Source organism: Meiothermus rufus DSM 22234 (assembly GCF_000423425.1).
GTDB lineage: Bacteria > Deinococcota > Deinococci > Deinococcales > Thermaceae > Meiothermus > Meiothermus rufus.
In genome coordinates, this window is sequence record NZ_AUHY01000062.1 from 1 (window position 1) to 15,648 (window position 15,648).

Genomic DNA, 15,648 nt, shown 5'->3' on the forward strand with positions numbered 1-15,648 from the left:
CCAGGTGGATGGGGGCAGCGAGTTCATGGCCGAGTTTGAGGAGGCCTGCTGTGCTCTGGGGATTGCCTTGTTTGTGCTGCCGCCGAGGAGTCCTAAACTCAATGGTCACGTGGAGCGGGTGCAACGGACCTTTAGGGAGGAGCTCTATACCCGGCCTCTGCCCCCCCGGCTCAGCGAGCTACAGGCAGAGCTGGATGCCTACCTGGACCACTACAACCGCCGAAGGCCTCACATGGCCCTGGGGGGTCTTGCTCCCTTGGAGTATTTAGCTATGATGCAGGAGGAGTCGGTTCCCCAGTCTCACATGTGTTGACCGATTACAGTAGCTTGGTAGGGCCAGGGTAAAGTGCTAGACTCAAGGAAGTGTCTTTGGGTGGTGCCCAGAATCCTTATGACCCCACGTTTCCACCCACCCTTGCTGGAATCATCACCCGCTGAGTAAGAGGCGGTGGAGGCCCTATGGCGTAGCCTGGAGCCCCACCTAGGCTACCTACCGGTTCAGGCCAAAGACCAGGTACGTGCCGCTTTGGTTTTTGCCTACCGAGCCCACGAGGGCCAGAAGCGCAAAAGCGGTGAGCCCTACATCACCCACCCGGTGGCGGTGGCCCGGATTCTGGCCGAGCTGGGCTTGGATGCCGAGACCCTGATGGCCGGGCTTTTGCACGACACCATCGAGGATACTGAGGTGCGTCCAGAAGAGCTTGAGGAGCGCTTTGGTCCAGCGGTGCGCAAAATCGTGGAGGGGGAGACCAAGGTCTCTAAACTCTACAAGCTGGCCCACGCCGCAGCCGAGGACAAGCCCGCCGAGGAGAGGCACGCCGAGGATTTGCGACAGATGTTTATTGCCATGGCCGAGGATGTGCGCATTATCGTGGTCAAGCTGGCCGACCGGCTGCACAACCTGCGCACCCTCGAGTTCATGCCCCCTGAGAAACAGCGGCGTATTGCCCGGGAAACGCTGGAGATCTATGCCCCCCTGGCCCACCGGCTGGGGATTGGCCAGGTCAAGCTGGAACTGGAGGACCTTTCCTTCTGCTACCTCGAGCCCGAGCGCTACCAAGACCTCGAGGCCCGCCTTAAGAGCCACCGGGCCGAGCGCGAGGCGGCGGTGCAGGATGCCCGTGAGAAGCTAATACAGGCTTTACAACGGGATTTTATCCTACGACAGTCCATTCAGAGGTTCGAGGTCACAGGCCGCACCAAGCACCTTTACTCTATCTGGAAGAAGATGCAGCGGGAGGGCAAGGCCTTAGAGCAGATCTACGACCTTCTGGCCCTGCGGGTCATTCTGGAGCCGCGCCAGGGTTCCGACCCGGAGGAAAACGCCCTGCGGGGTAAGCAGGTCTGCTACCACGTGCTGGGGCTGGTGCACGCCATCTGGCAGCCCATCCCAGGCCGGGTCAAGGACTACATCGCGGTGCCCAAGCCCAATGGCTACCAGTCCCTGCACACCACGGTGATCTCGGTCAATGGTCTACCCTTGGAGGTGCAGATTCGCACCAAGGAGATGCACCAGGTGGCCGAGTTCGGCATCGCGGCCCACTGGCTTTACAAGGAAGGGGTGACCGACCCCGAGGAGCTCAAGCGGCGGGTGGGCTGGCTCAAGAACATCCAGGAGTGGCAGCAGGAGTACAGCAGCTCGCGCGATTTCGTCGAGGCGGTAACCCGGGAGCTTCTGGGGGGGCGGGTCTTCGTCTTTACCCCCAAGGGCAAAATTATCAACCTACCCAAAGGGGCCAGTCCGGTGGACTTCGCCTACCATATTCACACCGAGGTGGGGCACCACATGGTGGGGGCTAAGGTCAACGGGCGCATTGTGCCCCTTAGCTACGAGCTGCAAAACGGCGATATTGTCGAAATTCTTACCGCCAAGACGGCCCATCCTTCCAAAGACTGGATGGAGTACGCCAAGACCCGCTCGGCCAAGCAGAAGATACGCATGTTCTTCCGGGCCTTTGAGCGGGCCGAGACCTTGGAAAAAGGCCAGCGCATGCTGGAGAAGTACTTCAAACGGCGGGGGCTACCCCGCCCGTTGGAAAGCCAGCTCGAGGAGGCGGCCCATCGGCTGGTCAAAAGCGCCTCACCGGAGGACTTATACGTGGCGATTGCCGCGGGTCGGGTAACCCCACAACAGGTTGCCCGCCTGCTCGCCCCCAAAAGCGAGACCCTTCCCCCCCGGCCCAAGCCGGTGCGCAGTGAGCTGGGCATCCGGCTGGAGTCCAACCTGCAGGCTCCCCTCAAGCTGGCGAGCTGCTGTAGCCCGGCCAAGGGCGATGCCCTGCTGGGCTATGTGACCCGGGGCCGGGGGGTCACCATGCACAAGGCCGACTGCCCCAATATGCGCCGCCTGATGGAGCAGGACCCCGGTCGGGTGGTGCCGGCCTACTGGGAGGGGCTGGGGCGGGTGATGCAGCTCGAGGTGCTGGCCGACGACCGGGCCGGGCTTCTGCGCGACATCATGGACGCCATCGCCTCGATGGGCAAAAGCGCTATGGGGGTTCACTCCAGCCCCACCTCCCCGCTTTCCTCCTTGTTTCGCATCAGCACCCGGGTAGACCTGAGCGAGGCTGAGCAGAAGGTGCTGGATGAGCGGTTGCGCAGTGTGCCCAATGTGCGCACCGTAAACTGGTCGCAGGTGCTGTAGGAAGGTTTGGCGGATAGCCCATGCCCTTGCTGCTGGCTTTGCTGCTTGCCCTGGGGGTAGGGCTGCTGGCTGAGCGGCTGGGCTGGCTTCGCCCTGGGGCCGCCTGGGCGGCGGGGTGGGTGGGGGGGCTTACGCTGTGGGCTGGGGGGGTTTTGGCCGGGTTAGCCCTGCTGTTTTTCGTACTGCTGGGCAGTCTGGCCAGCCGGTTTAACCCCACCAGCCGCGACCGCAGGGGCCGTGGCGCGGGGCAGGTGCTGGCCAACGGCCTACCGGCAGCCTTGGGGCTGGCCCTAGGCGCCCCGGTTTTTTTTCTGGGGGCCCTAGCTGCGGCCACCGCCGACACTTTGGCCACCGAGGTAGGCAGCCGGGCGCGCTGGGCCTGGCACCTAGGTAAGGGAAGGGTGCCCAGTGGAACCAACGCGGCGGTGAGCCTTCCCGGCACCTTGGCCTTAGGGGTGGGGGCTTTGCTGTTTGCCCCCTGGGCGGCGTGGCTCGAGGTGCCGGTGGGCGCGGTGGTGTGGGGAGGGCTGGCCGGGGCCCTGGCGGATACCCTATTGGGTCTGGCCGAGGACCGCCTAAAAGGCTGGTCCAACGACCTGACCAACCTGCTGGCCACCACTTTGGGAGGGGTGGTGGCCTGGGGGCTAGCCTAGGGGTAAATCGGGTAAAAAACCCGATGTTGGGGAGGGTAGGGGTGTATTGTAGTCTTAGCTTTTTGTGGGCCGGGTAGCCTGGGGACCACGGAAGGAGGTGCAGATGCGCTGGCACAACTTATACCGCCGTTGGGTGTTGCAGCGGCACTTTCGCTTTGCCAAAGAGCACCTGGCTGAGCACTTTTTCGATGCGCTCATGGCCTACGCCCTGGGTCTGGCCCGGCTCGGTATCCCCGAGGCCAAAGAGGCGGCCTGGGCCCTAAGCGAGTTGCGCAAGGAGCCCATCCCCGGTTTTAGCGGCCAGCTCGAGGACATCTTCTTCACCATCGATTTTCACCTACGCGAGCGCTTTGGCTACGAGGTGGCGGGAGCCCTACGACGGGGTCTTTCCCGCAACGACCTCGACCTAACCGTGTTCCGGGCCTATGCCTGTGAGCGCCTGCTGCGCATCCTGACCACGCTTTCCGACCTGCGGCGGGAGCTATTGAGCTTGGGCCAGACCCACCGCCAGACCCTCCTGACCGCCTACACCCACCACCGCCCAGCCCAGCCCACCACCCTGGGCCACTACCTGACCGGGGTGGAAAACCTGCTTTCGCGCGACTACCAGCGGCTGCGCGCAGCCTTCCAGACCACCGACAAATGCCCTCTGGGAGCCTCTACGCTGGCAGGTAGCCCTTATCCTGTGGATCGCAAGGCCCTGGCTCGCTGGCTGGGGTTTGGCGGTACCCTCGAGCACACCTACGACGCCATTGCTGCGGGCGACTGGGCGTTAGAGATCGCTTATGCCCTGGCTGGGATGGCCACCAGCCTCTCCCGCTTGGTGGCCGATTTGCTGTTCTGGGCCGAGCAGGGGGGGTTTTTGGTGGCCGAGAAGATCAGCCAGGGTTCGTCCATCATGCCGCAGAAGGTGAACCCAGTGGTGCTCGAGCACGTGCGGGGCTTTCTGGCTGAGCTGATGGGCGGGCCCACCACCTTGGGCCACCTCAACTACAGCACCCCCTTTGGCGACGTCAACGACCATGGCCCGGCGGTGCTCGAGCCCTTGCGGGGGCTTTTCTATGCGGCCGAAGGGGCCGTGGCCTTGCTGCGGGTGGCCTTGCAGGAAAGCCGCTTCGTGCCCGAGGTGCTGGCTCAGGGCTTGGCCGACCGCAGCGTGCTGGCCTCCGAGTTGGTGGACGCCCTGGTCTCGGGCCGTTACCTGACCCTGGCGGAGGCCTATCCACGGGTACAGGGCATGCTGCGCCAGCTCAGCCGCGAGGGGCGTACTGTGGCCGAGCTGGGCTTGGACGATCTGCACAGCCACCTGGGGTTTGGCGACCCCGAGCTACTGCGAGCCTTGGAGCCCGAGCGTTTCCTGGCCCGGCGCAAGGTGCTGGGCGGAGCGGCCCCGGAGGCCCAGGCGGCTTACCTAGACTATGCGCTGCAGCGGCTTAGGCTCGAGCGCCTCGAGCTCAAAGAACTCAAGAGCCGCCGCCGCAAAGCCCTCCGCATCCTGGCCCAAAACCCGCTTGGCCTGTTGGCCGAAGCCTCGCCGCAGGCGCGCTAAGGGGGATGGATTGAAACTTAGCTTCAGCGCTGTCATTTGGGAGTGGCGCGGCCCTGCGCCGTTTTACTTCGTGACCGTGCCTGAGAAACTGAGCCGGCTCATCAAAGAGGCCGAGCGTTTGGTGACCTACGGCTGGGGCATGATTCCGGCCAGGGTGCGCATCGGAAAGACCCTTTGGAAGACCTCGCTGTGGCCTAAGGACGGTCTGTACGTCGTTCCGCTAAAGGACAGGGTTCGCCAGGCCGAGGGCCTGGGGGTGGGGCAGGTGGTAGAGGTCTGGCTGGAGCTGGGCCTTTAGCTATAGCATCTAGCGGCGTTTTGCCCTACACTTTCCTCTGGACAGCGCACGGTGAATGCCACCTGACATTCTGCCCGTAGCCTGTGGGAGGAGAGCCGGATTCAAATTGGAGAAGCTCAAACGCTACACCACCAAGGATGCCGAAGAAACCTACCTCGTCCCCCACTGGGCGGCGGGGTTTTTTCGGGTAGGGGAGGACGGCCAGCTCGAGGTCACCCCGCAAGGGCCGGGGGGCCCTAGCGCCTCGCTTTATGAGATCGTGCAGGACCTGCGTGACGAGGGTCGCCCATTGCCGGTGATGCTGCGCTTCCCCCAGATTCTGGAAGCTCGAGTGGAGGCGCTGAACGAGGCCTTTAGGCGGGCCATGCGCAAGTATGACTTTCAGGGGGGATACCAGGGGCTTTTCCCGGTCAAGGTCAACCAGCGCCGCCTGGTGGTGGAGACCGTAGCCCGGGCTGGTAAGCCCTACGCCTACGGCCTCGAGGCTGGCTCCAAGGCCGAGCTAGCCCTGATTCTGGCCCAGGACCTTCACCCCGAGGCCATCATCGCCTGCAATGGCTTCAAGGACGACGATTTCATCCGCCTGGCCCTGATGGGCCGGAAGCTGGGCCGAAACGTCATCATTACCCTGGAGAAGTTCGCCGAGCTGAGCCGGGTCATCCGTATCGCTGCCGAGCTGGGGGTAGAACCCCAGATTGGCATCCGCTACAAGCTTAAAGCCAAGGGCTCGGGCCAGTGGGAGGAGTCGGGGGGGGAGTCGGCCAAGTTTGGTTTTACCACCCCCGAGATTATCCGGGCCATCGACATCCTGGCCAACGCCGGGATGCTGGGCACCATCGCCATGCTGCACGCCCATATCGGCAGCCAGGTGACCGATATCCGCCGCATCAAGCAGGCCGTGCGTGAAATTGCCCAGACCTACGTGCAGCTACGCAAGCTGGGCGCGCCGGTGCGCTACCTCAACCTGGGGGGTGGGTTGGCGGTGGACTACGATGGTTCCAAGACGGCTTTTTACGCCTCGGCCAACTACACCCTTCCCGAGTATGCCGAAGACTTGGTCTATGTCACCAAGGAGATCTGCGACGGCCATGGGGAGCCTCACCCCACCCTGGTCACTGAGTCGGGGCGGGCGGTGACGGCCTACCACAGCGTGTTGGTGCTGGAGGTGGTGGATACTATCCGCCCTGCCGGCGAGGAGAAGATCGAGCTGCCCCAGGATGCCCACCCGGTGGTGCAGGATATGTTCGAGCTGGCCAAAAGCATCTCGGCCAAGAACTACCGTGAGGTCTACCACGACGCCTACGCCAACAAAGACACCATCCAGAACCTCTACGATCTGGGCTTGATCTCGCTGCGCGACCGGGCGGTGGCCGAGGCCTTGTTCTACCAGATCGCCCGTAAAACCCTGAAGCTGGCCTTAGAGCTCGATTACCCCGCCGACGAGCTGGAAGATTTGCAAAAAATGCTGGCTGACAAGCTAGTTTGCAACTTCAGTTTGTTCCAAAGCCTGCCCGACACCTGGGCCATCAAGCAGTTGTTCCCCATCATGCCGCTCTCGCGCCTGAACGAGCGTCCCACCCGCGAGGCTACCCTGGTGGATATCACCTGCGACTCCGACGGCAAAATCGACCGCTTTATTGACCTACACGACGTGCGCAACACCCTGCCGGTACACGAGATTCGCCCTGGTGAGCCTTACTATCTGGGGGTTTTCCTTACCGGGGCCTACCAGGATGTGCTGGGGATGAGCCACAACCTCTTTGGCCGCATTGGCGAGGCCCACGTGGTGGTGGATGAAGACGGCTACAAGATCGAGCGCTTCATCACCGGGGAAAAGGCCCGGCGGGTGATCGAGAAGATGGGCTACGAGGAGGGGGAGCTGGCCGAGGCGGTGGAGAAGCTGGTGCGTTCCTCGCGCAAGCTAAACCCTGCCGAGAAAGGCGCGTTCATGGAGCTTTACGCCCGAGAGTTGGTGGGGTACACCTACCTCGAGGAGTAGAGAAAAATACCCCAGGCCGTCCTCCGCTAGACGGCCTGGGTAAAAGCGGCTAAAGGGTGATGACCTGATCCGGCGGATGGGCGGCCATAGCCGCGTAGAGGTCGGGGAAGCAGCCTACCTGCACCCCTTCGAGCACCTGGGGCGCTACCCGGCACTCGGCGGGCTCCTGGCGCCCGCTGCTGTCGGGGTTGCCCCAGCGGGGCTGGCCTATGGCCAAGCCGCGCTCCAGTGCACAGCCATCGCACATCATCAACAAGATGCCCTTCTCCTGGGCCAAGCGCCCCAGGCGTTCTCCGATGGGATTGCCCTTTTGCAGCACCAGGGTGTTGTCGTCGAAGAAGAAGATACCCGCCACCTCGACCCCATGGGTGCCGGCCTCGAGCTGGGGCAGGATCATCTGTCCCAGCTTGTAGCTGGCGGCCCGGGGGGTGGCCAGCACGTAGGCGACCCGCATCAGTGGCGTACCCCCTCTACCCAGAGCCAGTCCAGGCTGGCCGGGGCCCCGCCCACGTTGAACCGGCGCGTGATGGTCATGCTGGCCAGCTCGATTTCCAACACCTCGCCTTTGTCGGGCAGGGTCACGAAAGCCAATCCATCAGCCAGGGCCATGCTGGGCCGTACTGCGCTTTCGCCCGAGAGGGGGATGGGCTCGGAGACCCTGAGGCTTTGGATCACCCTGCCACTGGCGGCCTCGAGGGCGTGCAGGTTGCCGTCGGCGGTGAGCACCACCAGCACCCCGTCCTTGTCGAAACCAAAGCGCACCGGGTTGGCCGGGAGGGGGTAGGGGGTAATCTGGTTATCGATGCGGGCCAGCCCTTGGCCAAAGTTGCCGATGAAGAAGGGGTATTTGCTGTGGCTCACCACCGTGCCTACCCGGGCCCCCTAGGGTGCCCCGGTGGGGTTGGGCAGCTTGCGCCCCACGAACTGCAGACCCCGCTGTTCCACGATCAGCACCCCATCGGCGCAGCCGAAGGCCACCCGGTTGCCCAGAACGGCCTCGCCGTGCAGCCGGGGGCAGCCTTCAAGGGTGCTCACCCTGCGCCCCAGCCGGCTGTAGATCTCCACCACCCCCCGGTTGAGGCTGCCAGCCAGCACGTATCCGCCCAGGAAGACTGGCGCCCCATGGTCGGGGGCTCCGGTGGCGATTTCGCTCATCCGCAGGCGCAGGCCCAGGTCTTTTTCCTCCAGCACAGTAACGGTGCCGTCGCCATCGTTGTAGATGGTGACTACTCCGGCATGGGTCTTGAAGTGGGTGGGCTTGGGGCCGGTGGTTAGGGTGTGCAGGATGTAGGGGGACTCCGTTACCAGGTCTTTGTGGTCACCGTGGTCTTCGAGGTTGAGCCCGCCATATACCACGCTCACCCGGTTCTGCTCGCGATGGACGGAAAAGGCATACATTCCGTTGCCGCTGGCATAGACGTTGGCTGGGCCCGGGGTGGAGAAGGCCGCGATCACCTGGCCTTTTTCCAGGTCGATCACCTGGAGCAGCCCCACCTTGCCATCGGCCACCACTAGGCGCCCAGGGTGCTTTTCAGGCCCGGCTAGGGCTAGGCTGAAGAGTAGGCTTGCGGCTGAGGTCCAAACAAAGGTCTTTCGCATAGCTAAACCTCCTACGATATTGATAACTCATTATCATTTTCTTGACAAGTAGGGCGCCTCACACTACCTGCGCCGGGTAGCGCTCTACACCTGGCCTGGCCGGAAGGCCTGGCATAGGGTCTGGCCGTTGCTGCGGAGAAGGGCCAGGTAGGTGCTTACCTGGGGGGTTAGGGCGTCGGAGTGCAGGGGATAGAGCCGGGCCCCGGTAGCCTCGGCCAGGGCGCGGGCCTCGGAGGGGCTGAACTGGGGCTCTGTGAAGATGACTGCTACACCCTGGGTCCGCATGGCCGCAGCCAGGCTAGTTAGACCTCGAGGACCACTCTGCTGCCCGGTGAAGCTGGCGATGGCCCCCACAATCTGCAGCCCGTAGTGGCGGGCCAGGTAGCGATAGGCATCGTGTTGTACCACTGCTTTGCGCTTCTCTGGGGGGATGCGGGCCAGGCAGGTTTTGCTCTCGGCGTCGATAGAACGCACCTGGGCAGTAAACCCAGCCAGCCGGGCCTGGTAGTACGCCTGACCGGCTGGGTCTAGACGTACCAGGGCCTGAAGGATACGCTCAGCGTAGGCGATACCGTAGTTGGGAGCCAGCCACAAGTGGGGGTCACAGGGGCCGTGCAGATGGGCTCCAGGGGCCTCGAGGTCGGCCTGGGTGTAGCAGATGGGTTCGGGCAGCCCCTCCGCCAGCCGGATAACCTGGGCCCCTGGGGGAAGCTGGGCAGCAATGCGCCCCAGAAAGACCTCGAGGTTCATCCCGTTGGCAAAAAGGAGGCGGGCCCCACTTAGGGCCTGGATGCTGGAGGGACGTGGCTCGAAGCTATGAGGGTCGGCCCCCATCGGCACCACCGAGACCACCTGTACCCGCTCGCCCCCAACCTCCCGCACCAGATCGGCGATCACAGTGGTGGTGGCGGCCACCCTAAGGCTCTGGGCCTGTCCTAGGCCGACCAGCAGAAGTAAAAAGCTCAGAAGGCGCATGTTGCTATTGATAGTTCAATATCAGTAAGAAAGATGAGCCGCTCTCTCGGCGTTTTTCTTCCCATCGGGTTCTCCGCGTATGATGAAACCCGTGGACTACGATGTGCTTATCGTGGGCGCGGGCTTTGCTGGAGCTGAAGCCGCCTATGCCTTGGCTAAAAAGGGTTTGCGGGTGGGTCTGGTTACCACCAGCCTGGACACGGCCTTTCTACCCTTCACCCCGGTCTTCTCTCCCTTTCCTCCAGGCTCATTGCTGGCCGAGGTGGGCCAGGACGGTCTGAAGGGCTGGGAGCTGCACAGCCGGGCCAAGTACCGCCTGGAATGCCAGCCCCAGATTCACCTCCTACAACTCTCCGTGACCCGCCTGCTCCTAGAGGGTCAGAGGGTGGTGGGCATCGAAAGCTGGGAGGGGCCGCGCAAAACCGCCCCTAGGGTGGTGCTGGCGGTGGGCAGCTTTCTTTGCCCCCAACTCTTTATTGGTGACGTGGTGGAGGAGGCCGGGCGGCTTTCCGAGGTGGCCTACCCAGACCTCTTCCAGCACTTGCAAAGCCTGGGCTTCGCCTTCAGCCCAGCCGAGGCGACCGTGGCCGAACAGGGGGGCACCCCGGGCTACCGGGTGGTCTACCAGGTGTTTGCTCAGGGGGAGTGGAACCCTCGCACCTTTCGGCTAGGCCGTCTAGAGGGGCTGTACGGCGTGGGGCTGTGTGTGCTGGGCCAGGGCACCTATGCCCAGATGGCCATGGAAGGGATGCGCCTGGCCCAGGTGCTGACGGATACTGCCCCACCGTGAAGAAGCCGTAGAACCCCGGCAGAACTCTTGAGGAGGCCACACCCGGCAGGTGTCAAAGGAAAGCCCACGGGAGGCTACGCTGGCCCCGTGGGGTGCAAAAGCGGGGCTAGCCCAGCTTGGCCCGCACCAGCTCCACAATCTCGTCGATGGTCTCGGCCACGGGGACGTCGGCCTCGGCAAAGGCGGCCAGCTTGCTCTCGGGGGTGCCTATATTGCCCATGATGATAGCCCCAGCATGGCCCATCTTTTTGCCCTTGGGGGCGCTGCGCCCGCCGATAAAGCCCACCACCGGTTTTTTCATATGGGCCTTGATGTAGGCCGCGGCATCCTCTTCGTCGGAGCCGCCAATCTCACCACAAATGACCACCGCGTGGGTTTCGGGGTCTTCGTTGAAAAGGGGCAGGAGGTCTTTGAAGGTCGAGCCGATGATGGGGTCGCCGCCGATGCCCACGCAGGTAGAGATGCCGTAACCGGCCTCGGAGAGGGCCTGAGCGGTTTCGTAGGTGACGGTGCCGGAACGCGAGATGAGGCCCACCCGACCCCTTTTGAATACATTGGCTGGCATGATGCCCAGCTTGCACTCTCCAGGGGTGATCAGGCCGGGGCAGTTGCCCCCGATGAGCCGTACCCTACCCATGGCCTTGATTTCGGCCACCGCTTTGACCATGTCCAGGGTGGGGATACCCTCGGTAATCAGCACCACTAGCGGAACCCCGGCATGGGCTGCCTCTAGGGCAGCATCGGCGGCGGCGGGCGCCGGTACAAAGATAATTGAGGCATCTACCCGGTGGAAAGCGGTGGCTTCCTTGACCGTGTCGTAGACCGGCACGCCCAGGATGGACTGTCCCCCTTTACCTGGGGTGACCCCAGCCACGACCTTGGTTCCGGCTTTGAGCATGGCCTCGGTATGGAAAGCCCCTTCGCGCCCGGTGATGCCCTGGACGATAACCTGGGTGTTTTTGTCTACTAGAATGCTCACTTGGTACCTCCAACCATGGAGATGATGGCTTTAGCCGCTTCGATAGAGGTGGGGTACATGTAGACCGGGCGGCCTTGCAACAGAGCTTTGGCTTCCTCTTCCGCGGTGCCGGCCACACGCATGGCCACCGGTTTGGTTAGGATACCCTCTTCCATGGCCCGGATAACCCCTTTGGCCACCTCGTCGGCCCGGGTGATGCCCCCAAAGATGTTGATGAAAACGCCTTTGACATCCGGGTCTTTGAGCACCACCTTGAGCGCGTTGTAGACCACCTCGGCCTTGGCCCCACCCCCGATGTCCAGGAAGTTGGCTGCTCGGCCCCCAGCCCGCTGTACCAGGTCGAGGGTGTACATCACCAGGCCCGCGCCGTTGCCGATCACGCCCACATTGCCATCGAGCTTGACGTAGCTAAAGCCGTAGTTGGAAGCCTCGACCTCGAGGGGATGCTCGGCCTCGAACTCCCGCAGCGGGGTAAGCTCGGGGTGGCGGTAGAGGGCGTTGTCGTCCAGCACGATCTTGGCGTCGGCGGCGACCACCTCGCCGGTATCGGTGATGACCAGCGGGTTGATTTCAGCAGTAGAGGCGTCGATGCCCACGTAGGCCTGGTAGAGCTTGACCAGCACGTCGGCCAGCTTGTTAAGGTTGCCTTCCATCCCCGCTTGCTTGACCAGCTCGCGGGCCTGGAAGGGGCGCAGGCCGGTGAAGGGGTCGATGGGGTATTTGATGAGGGCCTCGGGGCGGGCCGCGGCCACTTCTTCGATGTCTACCCCGCCCTCTTTGGAAAGCATCAGCACCACCCGCTGGGTGACCCGGTCTAGAATCAGGCCAGCGTAGTACTCCTTGGCGATGTTGACCGCCTTGGCCACCAGCACCTTTTTGGTGATAAAGCCCTTGATGTTGAGCCCCAGAATCTGGGCCGCTTTTTCTCGAGCCTCTTCTGGGGTCTGGGCTAGCTTGACCCCCCCGGCTTTGCCGCGTCCGCCGGTGTGTACCTGGGCCTTGATGACCACCGTATCGCCGAACTCGCTGGCGATCTGTTTGGCCTCGTCGGCAGTGAAGGCGATCTTGCCTGGGGGAACCGGAATGCCGTACTTGGCGAGGATCTCTTTGGCTTGATATTCGTGTAGGTTCACGCTTGCCTCCAGTGGCTAAAGCCGTATTTTGCCGCCCGCTATTATAAGTCCCAAAAGCCCAGAGCGGCCCTGTACTTTGCGAGCGGGTTTTGGGGGCCTTAGAGCTAATTTTCCCACCTTCGGGCACCTTTTGGGGTATGTACACCGGCTTAAACCACCCCGACTCCGGGTGGGGGCCCCAGCAAGACCCTAGGTATATAAGCTCGCTGCTCCTGCGCCCAAGGGGTTCAAAAGAAAAGGGCATGGCCTATTGCAGTGGCAGGGGCTCCACAGCATAGCCGGTTGCTTCGGTTCAACTACCGATCGCCTTTTGCGGTGGAGCGGCTGGCCTCCTCGCCCTGTAGCCGGCCAAACAGCAGGCGGCCAACCTGGGTCTGGATAGACTGGGTAATCACTACCGCTACCTCTTTGCCTTTGAAGGGGATGGCGTCGTCCACCACCACCATGGTGCCGTCCTCGAGGTAGCCCACCCCCTGCCCAGGCTCTTTGCCCTCGCGGACAATGGTGAGAGTGAGCGTATCCCCCTGCTGTAAGGGTGCCCGCAGGGCCGAGGCCAGGGCTTGGATGGAGAGGGTTTTGACCCCATAGATGCGGGAAAGCTGGGCTAGGGCGTGGTCGTTGGTTACCAGGGCTGCACCCAGCCTTTTAGCCTCGGCCAGAATCTGGTCGTCTACGGGGTCGTCGGATTCCTGACCCTCGAGCACTTCCAGGCCCAGCGCACGCTGGAGGCGCTCGAGGGTGTCCAGCCCTCGGCGGCCCTTGGCCCTCTTCTGGGCATCGGAGGCGTCGGCGAATAGCTGGAGCTCGCGCAACACCTGGCGAGGTACGAACAAGGGTCCCTCTAGAAAGCCCATCTCGGCTACCTCGGCGATCCGCCCGTCGATCAGCACGGAGGTATCCAGCACCTTGCCGCCCCGGGGTTTGGGGTTGTGGACGGGGGGGCGGGCCAGGCGGAAGTAGTCGCGGTTGGCTATAGCAAAAGCGGAGAAAGCCCCGACCAGCACTGCGGCAATAATCAGGGAGTGGAAAGGGGAGAAGCCCGGTATTTGCCCCAGCAGGTTGGTCAGGAGTACGGCCAGGAGCAACCCCAGGCTGGCGGCCACTGTAATGGCCACCGGAACCTCGGGGGGCAGGCGGCGAAGCCAGTCCTGGGCCCGTATCCAGCGGCCCTCGACCCAGTAGGCCAGCCGGGGTACCAACAAGAAGCCCAGCAGCAGCCCTACCACTGCCAAATACAGGCGGTTGAGGCTGGTTAGGCTGCCCAACGGGCTGGCGCTCACCCAGCCTTGCTCCTCGAGCCACACCCCTGTCCGGTAGCCCAGGTAGGCGAAAAGAACATACAAAAACCAGCGCATAGCGTTCATAGGAACCGGCTCACTACGGCTTCCAGGGTTTTGAACTGGGGCGGGTAGACCAGCTCTTTGAAGCCAGCCCGTTCCCCTTCGCGCAGGCGGCGTTCTAGGCCTTCCACGCTGCGCAGCTCCCCGGCCAGCCCTACCTCGCCCACTACGGCTAGGGCTTGGGGTAGGGGGCGGCCTACCACCGCAGAATACACCGCCAGGCCCACCGCCAGGTCCAGCCCGGGATCGAAGACCCGCAGTCCCCCGGCCAGGTTGACGTATATATCTAGGTTGCCCAGGGGTAGGTTGAGCCGGCGCTCGAGCACCGCCAGCACCACATCCACCCGGCGGCTATCCAACCCCTGGGCAACCCGGCGGGGGGCGGGGAAGGGTGTGCGGGCGGCCAGGGCCTGCACCTCCAGGGCCAAGGCTCGCTCCCCCGAAAGGCTAAGGGCCACCACCGAGCCAGGTGCCCCCACGGGCCGCTCGGCTAGGAAGGCGGCAGAGGGGTTGGCTACTTCTTCCATGCCCTCGTGAAGCATGGCAAACACCCCCAGCTCACCCACCGGCCCGAAGCGGTTTTTGCTCGAGCGCAGCACCCGGAAGCTGCCCGCGGTCTCCAGATACAAGGTGGCGTCCACCACGTGCTCAATCACCTTGGGCCCGGCCACCAGGCCCTCCTTGGTGACGTGCCCCACCAGCACGGTGGTGACCAGGTACTGTTTGGCAAAGCGGGTCAGCGCCGCGGTGGCGTCGCGCACCGCTACCAGTGAGCCAGGGGCGGCGCTGGTCTCGAGGGTTTGGATGGAGTCTACCACCAAAAAATCGGGTGGACTGGCCTCGAGGGTGGCCAGAAGGGCCTCGAGCCGGGTCTCGCGCAACAGCTCGAGGTCCAGGGAAATGCCTAACCGCCGGGCTCGTAGGCGGATCTGCCCTGGCGACTCCTCACCGGCCAGATAGACCACCCGCCGACCCGTCTCCAGCATTTTCTGGGCCACTTGTAGCAGCAAGGTACTCTTGCCCACTCCCGGCTCCCCACCCAAAAGCAGCACCTCGCCGGGCACAAAACCACCTCCCAGTACCCGGTCTAGCTCGCCAATCTGGCTGGAAAAGCGGGCCTCCCCTCCCTCTGGCACGTCGCGCAAGCGCAGAAGGGGCACCGGTTTAGGTGGGTTGCGCCCTCCGCTGGGTGGGCGTGCCTCGGCCACTTCCTTAAGGCTTTCCCAGGCCCCACAGCCAGGGCAGCGCCCCAGCGGCTTAACCGATTGGTAGCCGCATTCCACGCAGCGGTATTGAGCGGAGGCCCGTGCCATCTACAAAAAGTGTAGCCGCTACTTGGCTTGAATCAAAGGCTTTGCAAACTTCAGTGAAATCAGAGCTGGGCTCGGGAAGCTTCGACCTCAAAATTGAACCTGGACGGACACATGTGAGACTCTAGAAGCCCCAGGTGGGATAAAAAGAGGGGGACCGACTCCTGAAGGAGGTCCCCCAAGTGCAGCTTACCACGGTTGGCAAAGCGATATGGCAAGGAGCGAGGAAGGCCCAGGAGCTGGGAGCGGCCGGAGCCAGCGACCCCCTGGTCCAGGAACGGCTACGCAAGCTCAAGCAGGTGGAGGCGTTCAGGAAGCACGGGGTGAGCTGGCCCGAGATCCAGGCCCTGGTGGGGATCAGCCGGGCCACCTACCACCG

Annotated in this window: 14 protein-coding genes and 2 pseudogenes; 8 read left to right on the forward strand and 8 right to left on the reverse strand. The window is 63.5% G+C overall.

From position 1 onward, the window contains the following. The 6 genes and pseudogenes from G552_RS15295 to speA form a co-directional block, all read left to right on the forward strand. Positions 1-345, forward strand: a pseudogene (locus G552_RS15295) (integrase core domain-containing protein); the annotation flags it as partial. 103 nt (positions 346-448) lie between these two features. After that, complete coding sequence (locus G552_RS0111025) at positions 449-2,644, forward strand: RelA/SpoT family protein (protein ID WP_027883090.1); 2,196 nt, start codon at positions 449-451, stop codon at positions 2,642-2,644. A 20-nt stretch (positions 2,645-2,664) separates the two neighbouring features. Further along, positions 2,665-3,297 carry a DUF92 domain-containing protein gene (locus G552_RS0111030; RefSeq protein ID WP_027883091.1) on the forward strand — a complete coding sequence of 211 codons (633 nt, stop codon included), beginning with the start codon at positions 2,665-2,667 and terminating at the stop codon, positions 3,295-3,297. Between the two features lie 103 nt (positions 3,298-3,400). Then, positions 3,401-4,846 carry a lyase family protein gene (locus G552_RS0111035; RefSeq protein WP_027883092.1) on the forward strand — a complete coding sequence of 482 codons (1,446 nt, stop codon included), beginning with the start codon at positions 3,401-3,403 and terminating at the stop codon, positions 4,844-4,846. Positions 4,847-4,856: 10 nt separating this feature from the next. After that, positions 4,857-5,144, forward strand: coding sequence for a DUF1905 domain-containing protein (locus G552_RS0111040; protein WP_027883093.1), 288 nt, complete (start codon positions 4,857-4,859; stop codon positions 5,142-5,144). Between the two features lie 106 nt (positions 5,145-5,250). Further along, complete coding sequence (gene speA / locus G552_RS0111045; protein WP_027883094.1) at positions 5,251-7,143, forward strand: biosynthetic arginine decarboxylase; 1,893 nt, start codon at positions 5,251-5,253, stop codon at positions 7,141-7,143. Positions 7,144-7,192: 49 nt separating this feature from the next. On the opposite strand, the gene G552_RS0111050 is transcribed toward speA, so the two are convergent. The 4 genes from G552_RS0111050 to G552_RS0111060 all read right to left on the reverse strand — a co-directional run bounded on the left by G552_RS0111050 (position 7,193) and on the right by G552_RS0111060 (position 9,717). Next, positions 7,193-7,597, reverse strand: a complete 405-nt coding sequence (locus tag G552_RS0111050) for a SaoD/DsrE family protein (RefSeq protein ID WP_027883095.1) — start codon at positions 7,595-7,597, stop codon at positions 7,193-7,195. After that, positions 7,597-8,004, reverse strand: a complete 408-nt coding sequence (locus tag G552_RS16800) for a YncE family protein (protein ID WP_245575181.1) — start codon at positions 8,002-8,004, stop codon at positions 7,597-7,599. Before G552_RS16800 ends, G552_RS0111050 begins: the two co-directional genes overlap by 1 nt. Before the next feature lie 21 nt (positions 8,005-8,025). Next, positions 8,026-8,742: a YncE family protein gene (locus G552_RS16805; protein ID WP_245575182.1), complete on the reverse strand. Its 717-nt coding sequence runs from the start codon at positions 8,740-8,742 to the stop codon at positions 8,026-8,028. 84 nt (positions 8,743-8,826) lie between these two features. Then, complete coding sequence (locus tag G552_RS0111060; protein ID WP_027883096.1) at positions 8,827-9,717, reverse strand: metal ABC transporter substrate-binding protein; 891 nt, start codon at positions 9,715-9,717, stop codon at positions 8,827-8,829. A gap of 82 nt (positions 9,718-9,799) precedes the next feature. On the opposite strand from G552_RS0111060, the gene G552_RS0111065 reads away from it, so the two are divergent. Then, positions 9,800-10,507: an FAD-dependent oxidoreductase gene (locus G552_RS0111065; protein ID WP_036270729.1), complete on the forward strand. Its 708-nt coding sequence runs from the start codon at positions 9,800-9,802 to the stop codon at positions 10,505-10,507. Between the two features lie 106 nt (positions 10,508-10,613). On the opposite strand, the gene sucD is transcribed toward G552_RS0111065, so the two are convergent. The 4 genes from sucD to radA form a co-directional block, all read right to left on the reverse strand. After that, a complete protein-coding gene (gene sucD, locus G552_RS0111070) occupies positions 10,614-11,486 on the reverse strand; it encodes a succinate--CoA ligase subunit alpha (RefSeq protein ID WP_027883098.1) in 873 nt (290 codons plus the stop codon). After that, on the reverse strand, positions 11,483-12,619 hold the full coding sequence (sucC, locus tag G552_RS0111075) for an ADP-forming succinate--CoA ligase subunit beta (RefSeq protein WP_027883099.1): 1,137 nt from the start codon (positions 12,617-12,619) through the stop codon (positions 11,483-11,485). The genes sucD and sucC overlap by 4 nt, the downstream gene beginning before the upstream one ends. Positions 12,620-12,915: 296 nt before the next feature. Further along, positions 12,916-13,983, reverse strand: a complete 1,068-nt coding sequence (locus G552_RS0111080) for a PIN/TRAM domain-containing protein (protein WP_027883100.1) — start codon at positions 13,981-13,983, stop codon at positions 12,916-12,918. Beyond that, positions 13,980-15,272, reverse strand: coding sequence for a DNA repair protein RadA (gene radA / locus G552_RS0111085; RefSeq protein WP_027883101.1), 1,293 nt, complete (start codon positions 15,270-15,272; stop codon positions 13,980-13,982). The genes G552_RS0111080 and radA overlap by 4 nt, the downstream gene beginning before the upstream one ends. A 179-nt stretch (positions 15,273-15,451) precedes the next feature. Here radA and G552_RS0111090 point away from each other — a divergent pair. After that, a pseudogene (locus G552_RS0111090) lies at positions 15,452-15,648 on the forward strand (IS481 family transposase); the annotation flags it as partial.

Bases quoted from the DNA above. Each gene is read 5' to 3' on its own strand.
- G552_RS0111030 (WP_027883091.1), top strand. From the start codon at position 2,665: ATGCCCTTGCTGCTGGCTTTGCTGCTTGCCCTGGGGGTAGGGCTGCTG.
- G552_RS0111035 (WP_027883092.1), top strand. From the start codon at position 3,401: ATGCGCTGGCACAACTTATACCGCCGTTGGGTGTTGCAGCGGCACTTT.
- G552_RS0111050 (WP_027883095.1), bottom strand. From the start codon at position 7,597: ATGCGGGTCGCCTACGTGCTGGCCACCCCCCGGGCCGCCAGCTACAAG.
- G552_RS16805 (WP_245575182.1), bottom strand. From the start codon at position 8,742: ATGCGAAAGACCTTTGTTTGGACCTCAGCCGCAAGCCTACTCTTCAGC.
- G552_RS0111060 (WP_027883096.1), bottom strand. From the start codon at position 9,717: ATGCGCCTTCTGAGCTTTTTACTTCTGCTGGTCGGCCTAGGACAGGCC.
- G552_RS0111065 (WP_036270729.1), top strand. From the start codon at position 9,800: ATGAAACCCGTGGACTACGATGTGCTTATCGTGGGCGCGGGCTTTGCT.
- G552_RS0111080 (WP_027883100.1), bottom strand. From the start codon at position 13,983: ATGAACGCTATGCGCTGGTTTTTGTATGTTCTTTTCGCCTACCTGGGC.
- radA (WP_027883101.1), bottom strand. From the start codon at position 15,272: ATGGCACGGGCCTCCGCTCAATACCGCTGCGTGGAATGCGGCTACCAA.